The organism is Pseudomonas sp. SJZ131 (assembly GCF_007828705.1).
Classification (GTDB): Bacteria; Pseudomonadota; Gammaproteobacteria; order Pseudomonadales; family Pseudomonadaceae; genus Aquipseudomonas; species Aquipseudomonas prosekii.
Genome location: NZ_VIVC01000003.1, coordinates 34,207 through 53,870 on the forward strand (window position 1 = coordinate 34,207; position 19,664 = coordinate 53,870).

Here is a 19,664-nt window from a genome sequence, read left to right on the forward strand (position 1 = left end):
ACTAATAAGATGGCATTGAAATCCCCCGCGTTTCGTAAAAAATTTCCGTTGTTGGTTACCGGCAGTCTGCTGGCCCTGCAACCCCTAGCCACTTCCTACGTGGTCGCCGCGGAACAGTATGACTGCTCAGTCTCTGCTTCGGGTGCCTGGGACTGTGCGCCCAAGTCGCCGGCAGCTGCATTGCCGCCGCGACCCGTCCATGACGGCAGCGCCACAGCCACCACAAACGGCGAAGCTCCAGCCCAGAATGGCGCCGGTGAAGACGCTGGCGCGAAAACTGCGCTGGTCACCGAAGCCAAGGGCCGTGGCCTGAAGTCCCGTAGCGCAGACTACAGTCACCTCGACTGGGTTCCGCGCGAGAAGCTCACTGCTGCGCAGTTGGCCGAAACCGGTCCTTACTGCTCTGGTTCCTATATCGAACCCGTTCGTCCTGGCATGAATGACAAGACGGATAAAAGTGACGCTCCGACCTTTATCGGCGCCAAAGCCTCGCGCTATAACACCGATGATCAGGTCGGTACGCTGGCCGGTGACGTTGTCATGCGTCAGGGCAGCATGCAGGTCGAGGCCGATGAGGCCAGCCTGTATCAGGCCGAAAGCCGTGGCGAACTGAGCGGCAACGTGCGCGTTCGCGACAATGGCGCGCTGATCGTCGGCGACCACGCCGATGTGCAGCTCGACACCGGTGAAGCCAAGGTCGACAACGCCGAATACGTGTTGCACAAGTCGCGCATTCGCGGCAGCGCGCTGTACGCCAAACGTGCCGAAAACGCGATCATCCGCCTCAAGGATGGTACGTACACCACGTGCGAACCGAACAGCAACGCCTGGCAGCTCAAGGGCAACAACATCACCTTGAACCCGGCCACCGGTTTCGGTACCGCGACCAACGTGACGCTGCGGGTCAAGGACATTCCGATCCTGTACACGCCGTACATCTACTTCCCGATCGACGACCGTCGCCAGTCAGGTTTCCTGCCGCCGACCATCGGCACCGGCACCGATACCGGCTTCATGCTGGTCACGCCGTACTACTTCAACCTGGCGCCGAACTACGACGCCACGTTGTATCCGCGCTACATGAGCAAGCGCGGCATGTTGGTGGAAGGCGAGTTCCGTTACCTGACCCAGTCCAGCGAAGGCCAGTTCGGCGCCGCGTACCTCAACGACGACGACACCGAGCGCAGCAAGCAGACCGATTACGAAAAAACCCGCTACATGTACAACTGGCAGCACAAGGGTGGCCTCGATTCGCGCGTTCTCACGCAAGTCGACTACACCAAGATCAGCGATCCTTATTACTTCCAGGATCTGCAGACTGACCAGATTGGCGTGAAGGGTGACGATTACGTCAACCAGCAGGGCTCCGTCACTTATCGTGGCGACAGCTATACCGCGCGTTTGAACGCCCAGGCTTATCAGCTGGCGACCGTTTCGAACATCACGCCGTATGCGCGTCTCCCGCAGGTCACCTTCGATGGTGCGCTGCCGTATCACCCAGGCGGTCTGGATTTCGCGTACAACACGGAAATCGTGCGGTTTGATCGGGATCTGGAAACCGGCAATTTCTCCGACGAAGACGGCAACATTACGCGACGCCTGGATACCAACGTCGCCGGCCTTGCCCGTGCCAACGGTAACCGTCTGAACCTTGCACCATCGGTGAGCCTGCCGTTGAACGCGTCGTATGGCTACATCAAGCCGACGCTCAAGTATCAATACACCCAGTACGATCTGGATCTTGATCAGCAAGGTAAAGCGGACATTGCTGGCCAAACCGCTGAAGGTGACCAGCTTAATGGCACATACAGCCGCAACCAGAACCGCGCTGTCCCGATCGCCAGCATCGACAGTGGTCTGTACTTCGATCGCAATACTCAATGGTTCGGCAAGAACTACCGTCAGACTCTCGAACCGCGCCTGTTCTATCTCTACGTTCCTGAGAAAGACCAGTCCGACATTCCAGTGTTCGACACCGGTGAAAACACCTTTAACTACGCTTCGCTGTTCCGCGACAACCGCTTCTCCGGCACCGACCGCGTTGGTGACGAGAACAAACTGTCGCTGGGCGTAACCAACCGCTGGATCGAAGAGAACGGTTTTGAGCGTCAACGCATCAGCGTCGGCCAAGCCTTCTACTTCAAGGACCGCAAAGTCCAGTTGCCGGGCATTGCATTCAATGACCGTGACGACGCCAAGTCCGACGTTTCGCCTTATGCGCTCGAATACGAATACCGCTGGAACCGCGATTGGCGCACCACGGCCGACTACAACTGGGACCCGGACAGCCGCAGCCCGCGCTCGGGTAGCGCGATGTTCCACTACCAGCCTGAAGACAACCCGAACAAGGTCGTCAACGTTGGCTATCGCTATCGCAATGACCAGGTTCGTTACGACCAGAACACCGGTAAATGGACCGTGGGTGGTGGTGACTACGGCACTCCGGGACAGCCTGGCTACGTGAAGGATTACTACAAGATCCAGCAGCACGACTTCTCGGTTATCTGGCCGATCGTGCCGCAATGGAACGCCATCAGCCGCTGGCAGTATGACTACAACCGTAACCGTACCCTGGAAGCCTTCGGTGGTTTCGAGTACGACAATTGCTGCTGGAAACTTCGTGTGATCAGCCGCTACTTTGTCGATTACGACGAAAACAGCCAAGACGCTCCGGAAAACGAAAAAGGCGACCATGGCGTCTTCCTCCAAATTGTTCTGAAGGGACTCGGCGGCCTCACCGGCGCCAAAGTAGAGAGCTTCCTCGACAAAGGCATTCAAGGTTATCGTGAACGTGAAGACCAAGCTTTCTGATTGTCTGCGCCCGCTGATGCTGGGCGCGCTGTTCCTGGGTACCGCGGCTAACGCCGCGGTGCAGTCCATCGATAAAGTGGTGGCGATCGTCGACAACGACGTGGTCATGCAGAGCCAACTGGACCAACGCGTCCACGAAGTTCAGCAAACCATCGCCAAGCGCGGCTCTGCCGTGCCGCCGGCCAACGTGCTGGACCAGCAGGTTCTGGAGCGTCTGATCGTCGAAAACCTGCAACTGCAGATCGGCGAACGTTCCGGCATCCGCATTACCGATGAAGAGCTGAACCAGGCTGTCGGCACCATCGCCCAGCGCAACAACATGTCGATCGAGCAGTTCCGTGCCGCTCTGGCCCACGACGGTTTGTCTTATGACGACGCGCGTGACCAGATTCGTCGCGAAATGATCATCAGCCGTGTCCGTCAGCGCCGTGTCGCCGAGCGCATCCAGGTCTCCGAGCAGGAAGTGAAAAACTTCCTCGCCTCCGACTTGGGCAAAATGCAGCTGTCCGAAGAATACCGTTTGGCCAACATCCTGATTCCTACACCGGAAAGCGCTAATTCCGACGCGATTCAGGCCGCAGCCAAACAAGCGGACGCGGTTTATCAGCAACTCAAGCAAGGCGCGGACTTCGCTCAGTTGGCAATCGCCAAATCCGCCAGCGAAACCGCACTTGAAGGCGGTGACATGGGCTTCCGCAAAGCGGCCCAATTGCCACCGCCGTTCGATCGCATGCTGAGCACCATGGCAGTCGGCGACATCACCCAGCCAATGCGCACTCCGGGCGGCTTCATTATCCTGAAGGTTCTGGACAAGCGTGGCGGCGAGACGCAAACCCGTGATGAAGTGCATGTGCGCCACATCCTGGTCAAGCCAAGCCCGATCCGCGACGAAGCTAAAACCAAGGCGTTGGCCGAATCGCTTTACACCCGTATCGAAGCAGGTGAAGATTTCGGCGAACTGGCGAAAAGCTTCTCGGAAGATCCGGGTTCCGCGCTTAACGGCGGCGACCTCAACTGGATCGACCCGAACGCGCTGGTGCCTGAGTTCCGCGAAGTGATGGCCAATACACCGCAAGGTCAGCTGTCCAAGCCGTTCCAGACTCAATACGGCTGGCACGTGCTGGAAGTCCTTGGCCGTCGCGCCACTGACAGCACCAGCCAGGCGCGTGAGCAGCAAGCGATGACCGTATTGCGTAACCGCAAATACGACGAAGAGCTGCAAACCTGGCTGCGTCAGATCCGTGACGAAGCGTACGTCGAGATCAAACTCCCTGGTGCAGACCAGGCAGCGCAGTGAAACCCAAGCGTTTTGCTCTGACACCCGGCGAGCCGGCCGGCATAGGTCCAGACCTGTGCCTGCTAATCGCCTCGCAACAACAGCCACATCCCCTGATTGCCATTACCAGCCGCGACCTGCTCACCGAGCGGGCCGCGCAGCTGGGCGTGGTTGTCGATTTGCTGGCGGTCACCCCGGATAACTGGCCGGACGCGCCCGCGCCCGCCAACAGCTTGTATGTCTGGGATACCCCGCTCAACGCCAAGGTCACCGCCGGGCAACTGGACAAAGCCAATGCGGCGTTCGTCCTGGAAACCCTGACCCGTGCCGGCCAGGGCTGCCTCGACGGGCATTTCGCCGGAATGATCACCGCGCCCGTACACAAAGGCGTGATCAACGAATCCGGGATTGCCTTCTCCGGGCACACGGAATTCCTCGCTGACCTGACCCATACCGCACAAGTGGTAATGATGCTCGCCACGCGTGGATTGCGTGTCGCGCTGGTCACCACTCACCTGCCGCTGCGCGAGATTGCCGATGCAATCACCCCGCAGCGTCTGGAGCGGGTCACGCGGATTCTGCACGCCGACCTGCAAGAAAAATTCGGCATCGCCCAGCCACGCATTCTCGTCTGTGGGCTCAACCCCCACGCCGGTGAAGGCGGACACCTGGGCCATGAAGAAATCGACATCATCGAACCCACATTAGAGCGCCTGCGCGGCGAAGGCATGGACCTTCGTGGTCCCCTGCCCGCCGACACTCTGTTTACCCCCAAATATCTGGAGCACTGCGACGCGGTGCTGGCGATGTACCACGACCAGGGCCTGCCGGTGCTGAAGTACAAAGGCTTCGGCGCGGCAGTCAACGTGACCCTCGGCTTGCCGATCATCCGCACATCGGTGGACCACGGCACAGCCCTGGACCTGGCCGGCAGCGGTAAAATCGACACCGGCAGCCTGCAAGTCGCCCTGGAAACCGCCTACCAGATGGCCGAGACCCGTTTATGACCGAGCATTACCAACACAAAGCGCGCAAACGCTTTGGCCAGAACTTCCTGCACGATGCCGGCGTTATCGACCGCATCCTGCGCGCCATCCGCGCGAAACCCGAAGACCGCCTGCTGGAAATCGGTCCGGGCCAGGGCGCGCTGACCCAAGGCTTGCTCAACAGCGGCGCGCAACTGGACGTGGTCGAGCTGGACAAGGACCTGATCCCGATTCTCAACCAGCAATTCGCCGACAAAAGCAATTTCAACCTGCACCAGGGCGATGCGCTGAAGTTCGACTTCAACAGCCTCAACGCCGCGCCGAACAGCCTGCGGGTGGTCGGCAACCTGCCGTACAACATCTCGACGCCGCTGATTTTTCACCTGCTGAACAACGCCGGGATCATCCGCGACATGCACTTCATGCTGCAAAAGGAAGTGGTCGAGCGTCTGGCGGCAGGTCCTGGCGGCGGTGATTGGGGTCGTCTGTCGATCATGGTTCAGTACCATTGCCGTGTTGAGCACCTGTTCAACGTTGGCCCGGGCGCGTTCAATCCGCCGCCGAAAGTCGATTCGGCGATCGTGCGCCTGGTGCCGCACGACGTGCTGCCGCACCCGGCCAAGGATCACAAACTGCTGGAGCGCGTCGTTCGCGAAGCCTTCAACCAGCGCCGCAAGACCCTGCGCAACACCCTCAAATTGCTCCTGAGCAACGACGAAATCGAAGCCGCTGGCGTCGATGGCAGCCTGCGTCCCGAGCAACTCGACCTCGCCGCTTTCGTGCGCCTGGCGGACAAGCTCAGCGAACAAGTCCAGCAAGCCCGCGCGGCCGACTGACAGGCCTGAGCGTTATCGGGTAGGACGCCAGACGCGATGTCTGGTTTACTACCCGATACTTGGCCTAGACTGATGCCCTTCAGCTACGCCCCGCGTCCCGCATCGTTTTTAAGGCCTTTTGCATGTCCGATCCTCGTTATCAGGTCGACGTCAGCGTCGTCACTCGCTATCTGGCAGAACAATCGCAACCCGATCAAGCGCGCTTTGCCTTCGCCTACACCATCACCGTGCACAACAAAGGCCAGCTCCCGGCCAAACTGATGTCGCGGCACTGGGTCATCACCGACGGTGACGGGCATGTGGAAGAAGTGCGCGGCGCGGGCGTGGTAGGCCAGCAGCCATTGATCAAGTCCGGTGAAAACCACACGTACAGCAGCGGCACGGTCATGACCACCAAGGTCGGCACCATGCAAGGCACTTACGAAATGGTCGCCGACGACGGCAAACACTTCGATGCCATCATTGCGCCGTTCCGTCTGGCGGTGCCCGGAGCCCTGCACTGATGGCAACCTACGCCGTCGGTGACCTGCAAGGCTGCCTTGAACCGCTGCAGTGTCTGCTTAAACAAGTGGCTTTCGATCCGGCGCACGACAAGCTGTGGCTGGTCGGCGATCTGGTCAACCGTGGCCCGCACTCGCTGGAAACCCTGCGCTTCCTTTATGGCATGCGCGAATCGCTGGTCTGCGTGCTCGGTAACCATGACCTGCACTTGCTTGCCGCCGGGCGCAACATCGAGCGCCTGAAGAAAGGCGACACCCTGCGCGAAATCCTCGAAGCGCCCGATTGTGCGGACTTGCTGGAGTGGCTGCGTCAGCAAAAACTCATGCATTACGACGAAGCGCGCGAGATTGCCTTGGTGCATGCCGGCATCCCGCCGCAATGGTCTCTGCGCAAAGCCTTGAAGTGCGCTGGCGAAGTTGAAGCCGCGCTGCGTGATGACAACTTGTTGCCGCCGTTTCTGGATGGCATGTACGGCAACGAACCGGCCAAATGGAACAGTGACCTCACAGGCGTAGACCGCTTGCGGGTGATCACCAACTACTTCACCCGGATGCGTTTCTGCACCAGCGAAGGCAAGCTCGAACTCAAAGGCAAGGAAGGCGCCGACAGTGCGCCGCCGGGTTACGCGCCGTGGTTCCAGCACAAGGAACGCAAGACCAAAGGCCTGAAGATCATCTTCGGCCACTGGGCAGCGCTCGAAGGCAAATGCGCCGAGCCTGGCGTTTACGCCCTCGACACCGGTTGTGTCTGGGGCGGCGCGCTGACCCTGCTGAACGTCGATACGTTGCAGCGCATCAGTTGCAAATGCGACGAACACGGCAACGCCGAGCCGTCAGTCGCTCCACTTATTTCCGAACAAACCAGCGCCGGCGCCCAGCGCTAAACTGCGCGTTCTGCCGAGCCACAGGAGCCCGCCCATGAGCGAATTCAAACGAATCCCCCCACAAGAAGCCCAGGCATTGCGCGAGAAAGGCGCGGTGGTCGTCGATGTCCGCGACGCAGCTACTTTTGCCGCGCTGCACATCGCCGGTTCGAAGCATCTGGATAACCATTCCATCGCCGACTTCATCAGCGCCGCCGACCTCGACGCACCGATTGTGGTGGTCTGCTATCACGGCAATTCCAGCCAAAGCGCCGCGGGCTACCTGATCAGCCAAGGCTTCTCCGACGTCTACAGCATGGATGGCGGATTTGAGCAGTGGCGCGTGATTTATCCGGCGGAAACCGCGCAAGGCACCTCCGAATAATTTTTTTGTCACGCGCAAGCCCCGGCCCCCGCGGGCTGGCGCGGTGGCAGACGAACGGTCTGCCACAACTAATTACGTATCTCGCCTTTACCTCCTGAATTCCCAACTATCCTTAAGCGCAGGCCATCCAAAACAGGGGAGAGCCGGTACACCGGCGCGCGGATCATCGGGAGTAACTTTCGGCGTAGTCAGCACCGAAAGAGTTCTGGGGGGTAAACAGCCACTGGGTTTTCAGCGGCTGCCAGCATCGACTGATTGATTCGGCGTCGGCTCCACGTATCGAGCGAGGTGACGTCATGAGTATCTTTAGCCACTTCCAACAACGCTTCGAGTCCACACGCCAGGAAGAATTCTCGCTACAGGAATATCTTGAGCTGTGCAAAAAGGACCGCAGCGCCTACGTTTCCGCCGCCGAGCGTCTGCTGCTGGCCATCGGAGAACCGGAGCTGCTCGACACCTCGGCCAACTCGAGATTGTCGCGAATCTTTTCCAACAAGGTGATCCGCCGCTATCCGGCCTTTGAAGACTTCCACGGGATGGAAGAATGCATCGACCAGATCGTCTCGTATTTCCGCCATGCCGCGCAGGGCCTCGAGGAGAAGAAACAAATCCTCTACCTGCTCGGTCCCGTCGGTGGCGGTAAATCGTCGCTGGCCGAAAAGCTCAAACAGCTGATCGAAAAAGTGCCCTTCTACGCGATCAAGGGCTCGCCGGTATTCGAATCGCCTCTGGGTCTGTTCAACGCCACTGAAGATGGCGCGATTCTCGAGGAAGACTTCGGCATCCCGCGGCGCTACGTCAACACCATCATGTCGCCGTGGGCGACCAAACGCCTGGCCGAATTCGGCGGCGACATCAGCCAGTTCCGCGTGGTGAAACTCTATCCGTCGATCCTTAACCAGATTGCCGTGGCCAAGACTGAACCTGGCGATGAAAACAACCAGGACATCTCGGCGCTGGTCGGCAAGGTCGATATCCGCAAACTCGAGGAATACCCGCAGAACGACGCCGACGCTTACAGCTATTCGGGCGCGCTGTGCCGGGCCAACCAGGGCCTGATGGAATTCGTCGAAATGTTCAAGGCGCCAATCAAGGTGCTGCACCCATTGCTGACTGCCACGCAGGAAGGCAACTACAACAGTACCGAAGGCCTGGGGGCGATTCCGTTTACCGGGATCCTGCTCGCCCACTCCAACGAATCGGAGTGGCACACCTTCCGCAACAACAAGAACAACGAAGCGTTCATCGACCGGATCTACATCGTCAAAGTCCCGTACTGCCTGCGCGTCAGCGACGAAGTGAAGATCTACGACAAACTGCTGTTCAACAGTTCGCTGGCCAAAGCGCATTGCGCGCCCGACACCTTGAAAATGCTTGCCCAGTTCACCGTGCTCTCGCGCCTCAAAGAGCCGGAAAACTCCAACATCTATTCGAAGATGCGGGTGTACGACGGCGAGAACCTCAAGGATACCGATCCGAAAGCCAAGTCGATTCAGGAATACCGCGACAACGCCGGTGTCGACGAAGGCATGAACGGCCTGTCGACCCGCTTTGCGTTCAAGATCTTGTCCAAGGTCTTCAACTTCGATCCGCACGAAATCGCCGCCAACCCGGTGCATTTGCTCTATGTGCTGGAACAGCAGATCGAACAGGAACAATTCCAGGCTGAAACCCGCGAGCGTTATCTGCGCTTCCTCAAGGAATACCTGGCGCCGCGCTACATCGAGTTCATCGGCAAGGAGATCCAGACCGCCTACCTCGAGTCTTACAGCGAGTACGGCCAGAACATTTTCGACCGCTACGTGCTGTACGCCGACTTCTGGATTCAGGACCAGGAATACCGCGACCCGGAAACCGGCGAGATCCTCAATCGCGTCGCACTGAACGAAGAACTGGAGAAAATCGAGAAACCGGCCGGCATCAGCAATCCGAAGGATTTCCGCAACGAAATCGTCAACTTCGTGCTGCGCGCCCGCGCCAACAACAACGGCAAAAATCCAACCTGGCTCAGCTACGAAAAACTGCGTGTGGTCATCGAGAAGAAAATGTTCTCGAACACCGAGGACCTGCTGCCGGTCATCAGCTTCAATGCCAAGGCCAGCAAAGAGGACCAGCAGAAGCACAACGACTTCGTCACCAGGATGGTCGAGCGCGGCTACACCGACAAACAGGTACGTCTGCTGTCCGAATGGTACCTACGGGTCCGGAAATCGCAGTGACGCGGCAACAAGCTACAAGCCACAAGCTGCAAGGAACAAGCGCTTAGCCCTGTTATCCGGGCGACTGCTTCGACTTGCAGCTTGCAGCTCACAACTTGAAGCTGCCCGGAGGGCCCTATGAGCTATGTGATCGACCGACGTCTCAATGGCAAAAACAAGAGCACGGTGAACCGCCAGCGGTTTCTGCGGCGCTACCGTGATCACATCAAAAAGGCTGTCGAAGAGGCGGTCAGCCGCCGCTCCATTACGGACATGGAGCATGGCGAACAAATCAGCATCCCCGGTCGCGACATCGACGAGCCGGTGCTGCACCATGGGCGCGGCGGCAAACAGACCGTCGTGCACCCCGGCAACAAGGAATTCACCAGCGGCGAACACATCGCCCGGCCACCGGGGGGCGGCGGCGGCCGAGGTCCGGGCAAGGCCGGCAATTCCGGCGAAGGCATGGACGAGTTTGTCTTCCAGATAACCCAGGAAGAATTCCTCGAATTCATGTTCGAGGACCTGGAGCTGCCGAATCTGGTCAAGCGCAACCTGACCGGCACCGACACGTTCAAAACCGTTCGCGCGGGCATCAGCAACGAGGGCAATCCGTCGCGGATCAACATCATCCGCACCTTGCGTTCCGCCCACGCGCGGCGTATCGCCCTGTCCGGCAGCAGCCGCAAGCGCCTGCGCGATGCCAAAGAAGAATTGGCCCGACTCAAAAGAGAGGAGCCGGACAACTTTGGTGATATTCAGGAAATCGAAGCCGAAATCGAAAAACTCAGCGCGCGCATTCATCGCGTGCCGTTTCTCGACACCTTCGACCTCAAATACAACTTGCTGATCAAGCAGCCCAATCCGAGCTCGAAAGCGGTGATGTTCTGCCTGATGGACGTCTCTGGATCAATGACGCAGGCGACCAAGGACATCGCCAAACGCTTCTTCATCCTGCTGTACCTGTTCCTCAAACGTAACTACGACAAAATCGATGTGGTATTCATTCGCCACCACACCAGTGCGCGCGAAGTCGATGAAGAGGAATTTTTCTACTCGCGGGAAACCGGCGGCACCATCGTTTCCAGCGCATTGAAACTGATGCAGGAAATCATGGCCGAGCGTTATCCGAGCAATGAGTGGAACATTTACGCCGCCCAGGCTTCCGACGGCGACAACTGGAACGACGACTCGCCAATCTGCCGCGACATCCTGATCAACCAGATCATGCCGTTTGTGCAGTACTACACTTACGTCGAAATCACTCCACGCGAACATCAGGCCTTGTGGTTCGAGTACGAACGCATTGCCGACGCCTTTTCTGACACTTTTGCCCAGCAGCAATTGGTCTCGGCCGGGGATATCTATCCGGTCTTCCGTGAACTCTTCCAGCGCAGGTTAGTGACATGACCGCCAAAGAGCAGAAGCGCCAACCCATTTCCACCGGCTCCGAGTGGACGTTCGAGCTGATCCAGGCCTACGACAAGGAAATCAGTCGTCTGGCGGCTCGTTATGCCCTGGATACCTACCCCAACCAGATTGAAGTGATCACCGCTGAACAGATGATGGACGCTTACGCTTCTGTCGGCATGCCGCTGGGCTATCACCATTGGTCCTACGGCAAACACTTCCTCAGCACCGAAAAATCCTACAGTCGCGGTCAGATGGGCCTCGCCTACGAGATCGTGATCAACTCCGATCCATGCATCGCCTACTTGATGGAAGAAAACACCATCTGCATGCAGGCGCTGGTCGTGGCGCATGCCTGCTATGGCCACAACAGCTTCTTCAAGGGCAATTACCTGTTCCGCACCTGGACCGATGCCAGCTCGATCATCGATTATTTGGTGTTCGCCAAGCAGTACATCATGCAATGCGAGGAGCGCCACGGCATCGACGCGGTGGAGGACTTGCTCGATTCCTGTCACGCCTTGATGAACTACGGCGTCGACCGTTACAAACGGCCTTATCCGATTTCCGCCGAGGAAGAGCGGCGGCGGCAGAAGGATCGTGAAGAACATCTGCAGAAACAGATCAACGACCTGTGGCGCACGATTCCCAAGGGCGCGGACAAGTTCAGCGACAAGGACAATGCGCGCTTCCCCGCCGAACCTCAGGAAAACATCCTGTACTTCATCGAAAAACACGCGCCGCTGCTGGAGCCGTGGCAGCGGGAAATTGTGCGGATCGTGCGCAAGATCGCGCAGTATTTCTACCCGCAACGCCAGACGCAGGTGATGAACGAAGGCTGGGCAACGTTCTGGCACTACACGCTGATGAACGACTTGTACGACGAAGGCCTGGTGACTGACGGCTTCATGATGGAATTCCTCACCTCGCACACCAGCGTGGTGATGCAGCCCGGTTTCGACAGCCCCTACTACAGCGGCATCAACCCCTACGCACTGGGTTTTGCCATGTACCGCGACATCCGGCGTATGTGCGAGCACCCGACCGAAGAGGATTACCGCTGGTTCCCGGACATTGCCGGCACGGATTGGCTATCGACCATCAAGTTCGCCATGAGCAGCTTCAAGGATGAGAGCTTCATCCTGCAATACCTGTCGCCCCAGGTGATTCGCGACCTCAAGCTGTTCAGCATCCTCGATGATGACCAGAAGGATGATCTGCTGGTCCCGGCCATTCACGATGAACCCGGCTACCGGACCATTCGTGAAACCCTGGCCGCGCAATACAACCTGGGCAATCGCGAACCTAACGTGCAGATCTACAGCATCGACCGGCGCGGTGATCGCTCGCTGACCCTGCGCCACCAGCAACACGATCGCAAACCGCTGGGCGAGTCCACCGAAGAAGTGCTCAAACACTTGCATCGCTTGTGGGGCTTCGACATTCATCTGGAAACCCTGCAAGGTGACCAAGTGACGAAAACCCACCATGTTCCGCCCAGAAGCGAACACGCCGAGGGTGATTACGGGCGGCTGGACTTGGCCGTCATTCATCTTTGATTGGGTTTGTGCCTCCGAAAGCGCGATGCAACGGTTATTCTGTCGCGCTAACGGAGGTTTTTTATGCAGATTTATAAAGTCGGCGGCGCCGTACGCGATCGCCTGCTGGGCATCCCGGTCACCGACATTGACCGGGTGGTGGTTGGCGCGACCGCCGAAGAAATGCTCGCTTTGGGCTATCGCCCGGTCGGGTCGGATTTCCCGGTGTTCCTTGACCCGAAAACCGGCGACGAATACGCCCTCGCCCGCACCGAACGCAAAAGCGGTCGCGGTTACGGCGGCTTCGTTTTTCATGCCAGCCCCGAAGTCACCCTCGAAGAAGACCTGATTCGCCGCGACCTGACAATCAACGCCATGGCCGAAGACGATCAGCTGAATCTGACCGATCCGTACCATGGCCAGCGCGATCTCGAAGCGCGCGTGCTTCGTCACGTTTCCCCCGCGTTCGCAGAAGATCCGCTCCGGGTCCTGCGCGTTGCACGCTTCGCCGCGCGTTATGCCGGGCTCGATTTTAAAGTCGCGCCGGAGACCATGGAGTTGATGCGCCAGCTCAGCGATTCCGGCGAATTGGAGGCATTGACGGCGGAACGCAGCTGGAAAGAAATCTCCCGCGCGCTAATGGAAGATCAGCCACAGGTGTTTATCGAGGTCTTGCGTGAATGCGGTGCGCTGAAGGTGCTGCTGCCGGAAGTCGATGCACTGTTCGGCGTACCGCAACCCGAAGCGCACCACCCGGAAATCGATACCGGCGTGCACACTTTGAGCGTGCTGGAGCAAGCGGCACTGCACAAGCAACCGCTGACCGTGCGCTGGGCCTGCCTGCTGCACGATCTCGGCAAAGGCCTGACCCCGGAAAAAGACTGGCCTCGGCATATTGCCCATGAACACACGGGGCTGAAGCTGATCAAAGCGGTCAACGAACGCTTCAAGGCGCCGAAGGATTGTCAGGAATTGGCTTTGCTGGTTGGCCAATATCACACCCACGGCCACCGCGCGCTGGAGCTGAAAGCGTCAACGCTGCTGGATTTGCTGCAGAGTTTTGATGTGTACCGGCGACCGCAGCGGTTCGAAGAATTTGTGGTCGCGTGCGAGATGGATGCGCGCGGGCGCAAAGGTCTGGAACAAAGAAGTTATCCACAGGCGGATTATTTGCGCGGCGCGGCGAATGCTGCGCGCGGCGTGGCGGTTCAGCCGTTGCTGGAGAAGGGTTTCAAAGGGCCGGAGCTGGGTGAGGCAATCAAGCGCGAGCGGTTGAAGGTGTTGAAGGCCTACAAGGACGCGGCATCCTAAAAAGCTTCGCGGGCAAGCCTTGCTCCTACAGGTTCTGCGCTAAACCCTGTAGGAGCGAGGCTGGCCCGCGAAAGCGTCATCCGCATCAAAGCAAATCTGAAGGGGTCAGCTGCTGCCCACGCCACTCAAACGCCACCGGCGCCAACACCTGATCAATCTGCGCCTCGGCCCACAACGTCGCGAAGCTTTTGCCTACACCCGGATGCACTCGGTCCGGCGCAATCAGCGACAACGGCCACAGCACAAAGGCGTTTTTCAGAATTTCGGCGCGGGGCAGGATCAAACCGTCGAAGTTGCCCACCTGATCGCCGAACAACAACACGTCGATATCCAGCGGCAAACCCTTGCGGTCCGGCGCATAACGGCCGTTGTCCGCTTCGATGAATTTGAGTCGACGGTCCAACTCCATCAGCGGCAAATCGGTGTACGCCGAGACCACGAAGTTGAAGAACGGACCGCTTTTGATTCCCACCGGCTGACTTTCAAATACCGCCGAGCAGCGAATATCCACCAGAAAACCCGCGAGCGCTTCCAGGCCTGCCTGCAAATGGGCTTCGCGCTCGATGTTGCTCCCGAGCCCGAGGTAAACCTGAGTCAGCGACATCCGCGCTCGATCTCCACGCCCACGCCACCCGTGGCCGCCGGCACCGCGCCGGGTTTGGTCAGCTTGAGGCGCATCCAGGTGATTTTGAATTCGCTCATCAACACTTCCACCAAACGTTCGGCAAAAGTCTCGACCAACTGGAATTGCGCCTGCTCGGCGAACGCCTGGATCCGCGAGGAAACGCTCGCGTAATCGAGCGCCAGGGTCAGGTCATCACCCGCGGCTGCCGGGCGATTGTCCCAAGCGAAGCTCAGATCAAGTCGCAGGCACTGGCGGATGCCGCGCTCCCAGTCGTAGGCACCGATTACGGTGTCGACTTCCAGGCCCTCGATAAACACTCTGTCCAAGCACTTCTCTCCGCTGCACGACAAGGGCGCATTGCGCCGTTAGAATCAGGGCGTCCTCGCCCGGAATAGTTAGCATGTTTTGGTTATTGGCGACCTTCGCCTACCTGCTCGGCTCGCTGTCCTTCGCCATTTTGCTCAGCCGCCTGACCGGTCATCCGGATCCGCGAATGAGTGGCTCGGGCAATGCCGGCGCCACCAACATGTTGCGTCTGGCCGGCAAAAAACTCGCCGTCCTGACCTTGCTCGGCGACTTGTGCAAAGGCTTGGTGCCGGTGCTGATCGCCGCTGCTGCCGATCTTGCAGTGCAAGAACAGGCCTGGATTGGCGTGTGCGCCGTGATCGGTCACCTGTTCCCGCTGTACTTCCGCTTTCGCGGCGGCAAAGGTGTCGCCACCGCCGCCGGCATGCTGCTGGGCCTCTACCCGCCCGCCGCGCTGTTGGCGGTGTGCGCGTGGCTGCTGACGTTCTACCTGACCCGCACCAGCTCACTGGCGGCGCTGATCGCCACGCCGCTGACCCTGCCGCTGCTGGCCTGGCAGGAACCGGCGGCGCTGCTGCCGATGAGCGCACTCACGGCGCTGATCGTCTGGCGTCATCGCGGCAATCTACGCGACCTGTTTGCCGGGCGCGAACGGCATTTTTAAATACCGCCCATGAGCCCCGCTCATCTCGCTCGTCGTTACAGCGCCGACAATTGCTCCATCGGCCAGCGTGCCTGCACGCTGATCGCCAGGCTTTCGTGCTGACCGGCCTGCAAACGCTGGCAACCGGCAAACGCAATCATCGCGCCGTTGTCGGTGCAGAATTCGGGACGCGCGTAAAACACGTCACCCTGCATATCGCCGAGCATTTTTTCCAGCGACGTGCGCAATGCCTTGTTGGCGCTGACGCCGCCGGCAATCACCAGACGACGCATGCCCGCCGCTTTCAGGGCGCGCTTGCACTTGATGGTCAAAGTCTCCACCACGGCCTGCTGGAACGCCAGCGCGATGTCGCAACGGGCTTGCTCGCTGTCGTCCCCGGCGCTGACGCTCTGCTGCCAGGTGTTCAGCGCGAAGGTTTTCAAACCGCTGAAACTGAAAGCCAGCCCCGGCCGATCGCACATCGGTCGCGGAAAAGTGAAACGCCCGGCGACGCCCTGTTCAGCCAGACGCGCGATTTCCGGACCGCCCGGATAATTCAGGCCCATCATCTTCGCAGTCTTGTCGAACGCTTCGCCGGCGGCATCGTCGAGGGTCTCGCCCAACAACGTGTATTGGCCAATGCCGTCGACCTGAACCAGCTGCGTATGCCCACCCGACACCAACAAAGCGACGAACGGGAATTGCGGCGGTTGCGACTCCAGCATCGGCGCCAGCAAATGGCCTTCCATGTGGTGCACGCCGAGCGCCGGAATACCCCAGGCAAACGCCAGCGCCTGAGCGCAGGAAGCGCCGACCAGCAGCGCCCCGACGAGGCCCGGACCGGCGGTATAGGCGATGGCGTCGATCTCGGTCGGCACGCAGTCAGCCTCGGCCAACACCTGACGAATCAAGGGCAGCATGCGTTTGACGTGGTCACGCGAGGCCAGCTCCGGCACTACGCCACCATAGGCGCGATGCAGGTCGATCTGGCTGAACAGCGCGTCGGCGAGCAGCCCGCGTTCACTGTCATATAATGCGACACCGGTTTCGTCGCAGGAGGTTTCTAATCCCAGTACTAGCATGGGTTTGCGCCTTGTTTAGGCTGAATTCGAAGGCGCGCATAATAGTCGCCATGGGATGCCCCGACTAGCGGTTTTCGATCAGAGGCTTTGCATTCCGGTCGATGAGGAGTTAACATCCGCAACCCTTAAAAACCGACGTCTTCAAGTGCTCTTTTGCCGCGAGGATGTTGACCCCGGTAATGAATGAAGGTAGCTCTGGATGCCAGCCGTCAAAGTAAAAGAGAACGAACCCTTCGACGTAGCTCTGCGTCGTTTCAAGCGCTCCTGCGAAAAAGCCGGTGTACTGGCTGAAGTTCGTAGCCGCGAATTTTACGAGAAGCCAACTTCTGAGCGTAAGCGCAAAGCAGCAGCCGCTGTTAAGCGTCACGCCAAGAAAGTACAGCGCGAACAGCGCCGCGCCGTTCGTCTGTACTAATACACAGACGTTCGTAGCAAGCTTCTGCCAAGCCCGGCCCTCAGCCGGGCTAATGGCATTTGCGGAAATCGCTTGATGCTTCACCGTCAAAGCCGCAGACGCGACTTAGACAAATCTGCTTCACAGCGTCAGACCTGGCTCTTTTGCCAGCGGTGCACGTCTTTTCTGACGAGCCTTCCAAGGCTACTGACGAGCACACCCACTGATTCCTCTCACGACGATCAGCCCAAGGCACCTTCTTGCGTGCCCGCTTATGAGCGATCCGAGGGCCATCAACTGGCCACAGCGGATTTCAGCGCAATACTTTCAAACAGTCGAATACTGATTGGTACTAACGTCAGTGGATTTTCGGCAGATACACTTCCCGACAGCGATTACGCAGACGACACCGGTCGAGCCACATTCCCGTGTGCCTCATCCAGTGACCCGCGTTTGTTCGCCGTTCGTTTTGGATCCGTTTCAGCGCAGATGACGAGAACGCCATGGCCGGGCTAATTCCCCAGAGCTTCATTGACGACCTTCTGAACCGTACCGACATCGTCGACGTGGTCAGCTCTCGCCTGCAAATGAAAAAAGCCGGCAAGAACTACACTGCCTGCTGCCCGTTTCACAAAGAGAAAACCCCGTCCTTCAGCGTAAGCCCCGACAAACAGTTCTATTACTGCTTCGGTTGCGGCGCTGGCGGCAACGCCCTCGGCTTCATGATGGACCACGACAACCTGGATTTCGTCCAGGCCGTCGAAGAACTGGCCAAAGCCGCCGGCATGGAAATACCCCGCGAAGAGAGCGGCCGCCCGCATAAACCGCGGCAACCGACCGATTCGCCGCTGTACCCGCTGCTCACCGCCGCCGCTGATTTTTACCGGCAAGCGCTGAAAAGCCACCCGGCGCGCAAAGCCGCCGTGGACTATTTGAAGGGCCGCGGCCTGACCGGCGAAATCGCCCGCGACTTCGGCCTCGGTTTCGCCCCGCCCGGCTGGGACAATCTGTTCAAGCACTTGAGCAGCGACACCCTGCAACAAAAAGCCATGGTCGACGCCGGCCTGCTGATCGAGAACGCCGAAACCGGCAAACGCTATGACCGCTTCCGCGATCGCGTGATGTTCCCGATCCGCGACAGTCGCGGGCGCATCATCGCTTTCGGCGGCCGCGTACTGGGCGCCGACAAACCGAAATACCTCAATTCACCGGAAACCCCGGTATTCCATAAGGGCCAGGAGCTTTACGGCCTCTATGAAGCGCGCAAGAACAATCGCAACCTCGATGAAATCATCGTCGTCGAAGGCTACATGGACGTTATCGCCCTCGCCCAGCAAGGCTTGCGCAACGCCGTGGCAACCCTGGGCACCGCGACCAGCGAAGAGCACTTGAAGCGGCTGTTTCGCGTGGTGCCTAACGTGCTGTTCTGTTTCGACGGCGACCAGGCGGGCCGTAACGCCGCATGGCGGGCACTCGAAGCCACGCTGCCGTGCCTGCAGGACGGGCGCCGCGCACGCTTTCTGTTTCTGCCCGAGGGCGAAGACCCGGATACGCTGGTTCGCTCGGAAGGCACTGACGCGTTTCGCGCGCGGATCAATCAACACGCACAACCGCTGGCAGATTATTTCTTCCAGCAACTGACCGAGGAATCGGACCCGCGCTCGCTTGAAGGCAAGGCCCACATGGCCACCCTCGCGGCGCCGCTGATCGATAAAGTCCCCGGCGCCAACCTGCGCATCCTGATGCGTCAGCGTCTGACCGAAATCACCGGCCTGACCGGCGAAGCGATGAGCCAACTGGTGCACAGCGCTCCACAAGACGCGCCACCCGCCTACGATCCGGGCATCGATTACGACGCGATGCCAGATTACAGCGACTACCATCAGCCGCAGGCGCAAGACGCCTACGCGCCGCAGCAGGAATGGACACCGAAGAAACCCGGCGCCGGCGGCAAGAAGTGGGACAAAAAGCCCTGGGACAAGAACGGCAAGCGCGGTGATCGCGACCAACCAAGTGCCCCGCGCACGCCGATCGCCGTCGAAGCACCAACACTGATCGCTTTACGTACGCTGATTCATCATCCAGACCTGGCCGGCCGGGTAGAAACCGCCGACCACTTCGCCAATGAAAGCAATACGTATGCGCAGTTGCTGGTGGCCCTGATCGGCGCCGTACAAAAAAATCCCAAGCTAAACTCAATTCAGCTGATGGCCCGATGGCACGGGACCGAACAGGGCAAATTGCTCAAGGCTCTGGCGGAAAAGGAATGGTTGATTGACGGCAACAACCTTGAACAACAGTTTTTAGACACCATTACTAGGTTATCAGCCGCTCAACACACGGATAGCCTGGAAGCACTAATCAGAAAAGCAAGGCAGCCAGGACTGACCGCGGAGGAAGCAAATCAGATCGCAAATCAGATGCGCGACCTATTAAAACGCAATATGGCTGTATCAACCCCGACCTCAACTGGCGCGTGAGGTCATAGCTCAGGTATAAT

The 19,664-nt window shown here is 59.2% G+C and carries 17 protein-coding genes; 14 read left to right on the plus strand and 3 right to left on the minus strand.

The window, feature by feature from the left end; genetic code table 11:
- Positions 1-9 precede the first annotated feature (9 nt).
- From FBY12_RS14350 to FBY12_RS14400, 11 genes are all read left to right on the plus strand, one after another.
- Positions 10-2,811 (plus strand): LPS-assembly protein LptD, encoded by a 2,802-nt coding sequence (locus FBY12_RS14350; protein ID WP_145253364.1) that lies wholly within the window; start codon positions 10-12, stop codon positions 2,809-2,811.
- The gene (gene surA / locus FBY12_RS14355) at positions 2,792-4,108 is read left to right on the plus strand and encodes a peptidylprolyl isomerase SurA (RefSeq protein WP_145253366.1); all 1,317 of its coding nucleotides are present in this window, start codon (positions 2,792-2,794) and stop codon (positions 4,106-4,108) included. The genes FBY12_RS14350 and surA overlap by 20 nt, the downstream gene beginning before the upstream one ends.
- On the plus strand, positions 4,105-5,094 hold the full coding sequence (gene pdxA / locus FBY12_RS14360; RefSeq protein ID WP_145253368.1) for a 4-hydroxythreonine-4-phosphate dehydrogenase PdxA: 990 nt from the start codon (positions 4,105-4,107) through the stop codon (positions 5,092-5,094). The genes surA and pdxA overlap by 4 nt, the downstream gene beginning before the upstream one ends.
- Positions 5,091-5,909, plus strand: a complete 819-nt coding sequence (rsmA, locus tag FBY12_RS14365) for a 16S rRNA (adenine(1518)-N(6)/adenine(1519)-N(6))-dimethyltransferase RsmA (RefSeq protein WP_145253370.1) — start codon at positions 5,091-5,093, stop codon at positions 5,907-5,909. The genes pdxA and rsmA overlap by 4 nt, the downstream gene beginning before the upstream one ends.
- A 122-nt stretch (positions 5,910-6,031) precedes the next feature.
- A complete protein-coding gene (apaG, locus tag FBY12_RS14370) occupies positions 6,032-6,412 on the plus strand; it encodes a Co2+/Mg2+ efflux protein ApaG (protein ID WP_121732494.1) in 381 nt (126 codons plus the stop codon).
- Positions 6,412-7,293, plus strand: coding sequence for a symmetrical bis(5'-nucleosyl)-tetraphosphatase (locus FBY12_RS14375; protein WP_145253372.1), 882 nt, complete (start codon positions 6,412-6,414; stop codon positions 7,291-7,293). The genes apaG and FBY12_RS14375 overlap by 1 nt, the downstream gene beginning before the upstream one ends.
- Positions 7,294-7,327: 34 nt before the next feature.
- Entirely contained in the window at positions 7,328-7,657 is a 330-nt protein-coding gene (glpE, locus tag FBY12_RS14380) for a thiosulfate sulfurtransferase GlpE (protein ID WP_121732492.1), read from the plus strand.
- A 296-nt stretch (positions 7,658-7,953) separates the two neighbouring features.
- Positions 7,954-9,876, plus strand: coding sequence for a PrkA family serine protein kinase (locus FBY12_RS14385; RefSeq protein WP_092277272.1), 1,923 nt, complete (start codon positions 7,954-7,956; stop codon positions 9,874-9,876).
- 117 nt (positions 9,877-9,993) lie between these two features.
- A complete protein-coding gene (locus FBY12_RS14390) occupies positions 9,994-11,265 on the plus strand; it encodes a YeaH/YhbH family protein (protein ID WP_092277269.1) in 1,272 nt (423 codons plus the stop codon).
- Entirely contained in the window at positions 11,262-12,824 is a 1,563-nt protein-coding gene (locus FBY12_RS14395; RefSeq protein ID WP_145253374.1) for a SpoVR family protein, read from the plus strand. The genes FBY12_RS14390 and FBY12_RS14395 overlap by 4 nt, the downstream gene beginning before the upstream one ends.
- 63 nt (positions 12,825-12,887) lie before the next feature.
- Positions 12,888-14,114 carry a multifunctional CCA addition/repair protein gene (locus tag FBY12_RS14400; protein ID WP_145253376.1) on the plus strand — a complete coding sequence of 409 codons (1,227 nt, stop codon included), beginning with the start codon at positions 12,888-12,890 and terminating at the stop codon, positions 14,112-14,114.
- An 85-nt stretch (positions 14,115-14,199) separates the two neighbouring features.
- Here the strand turns inward: FBY12_RS14400 and folK are convergent, their stop codons facing one another.
- Positions 14,200-14,718 carry a 2-amino-4-hydroxy-6-hydroxymethyldihydropteridine diphosphokinase gene (gene folK, locus FBY12_RS14405; protein WP_092277261.1) on the minus strand — a complete coding sequence of 173 codons (519 nt, stop codon included), beginning with the start codon at positions 14,716-14,718 and terminating at the stop codon, positions 14,200-14,202.
- Positions 14,709-15,065, minus strand: a complete 357-nt coding sequence (gene folB, locus FBY12_RS14410) for a dihydroneopterin aldolase (protein ID WP_008051601.1) — start codon at positions 15,063-15,065, stop codon at positions 14,709-14,711. The genes folK and folB overlap by 10 nt, the downstream gene beginning before the upstream one ends.
- A 74-nt stretch (positions 15,066-15,139) precedes the next feature.
- Between folB and plsY the strand changes: the two genes are divergently transcribed.
- On the plus strand, positions 15,140-15,709 hold the full coding sequence (plsY, locus tag FBY12_RS14415; protein WP_121732491.1) for a glycerol-3-phosphate 1-O-acyltransferase PlsY: 570 nt from the start codon (positions 15,140-15,142) through the stop codon (positions 15,707-15,709).
- A gap of 35 nt (positions 15,710-15,744) precedes the next feature.
- Here plsY and tsaD read toward each other — a convergent pair whose 3' ends face one another.
- Entirely contained in the window at positions 15,745-16,770 is a 1,026-nt protein-coding gene (gene tsaD, locus FBY12_RS14420) for a tRNA (adenosine(37)-N6)-threonylcarbamoyltransferase complex transferase subunit TsaD (RefSeq protein WP_145253378.1), read from the minus strand.
- 199 nt (positions 16,771-16,969) lie between these two features.
- On the opposite strand from tsaD, the gene rpsU reads away from it, so the two are divergent.
- Both rpsU and dnaG read left to right on the plus strand, forming a co-directional pair.
- On the plus strand, positions 16,970-17,185 hold the full coding sequence (gene rpsU, locus FBY12_RS14425; protein ID WP_002551877.1) for a 30S ribosomal protein S21: 216 nt from the start codon (positions 16,970-16,972) through the stop codon (positions 17,183-17,185).
- 482 nt (positions 17,186-17,667) lie between these two features.
- Positions 17,668-19,644 (plus strand): DNA primase, encoded by a 1,977-nt coding sequence (gene dnaG, locus FBY12_RS14430; protein ID WP_145253381.1) that lies wholly within the window; start codon positions 17,668-17,670, stop codon positions 19,642-19,644.
- Positions 19,645-19,664 lie beyond the last annotated feature (20 nt).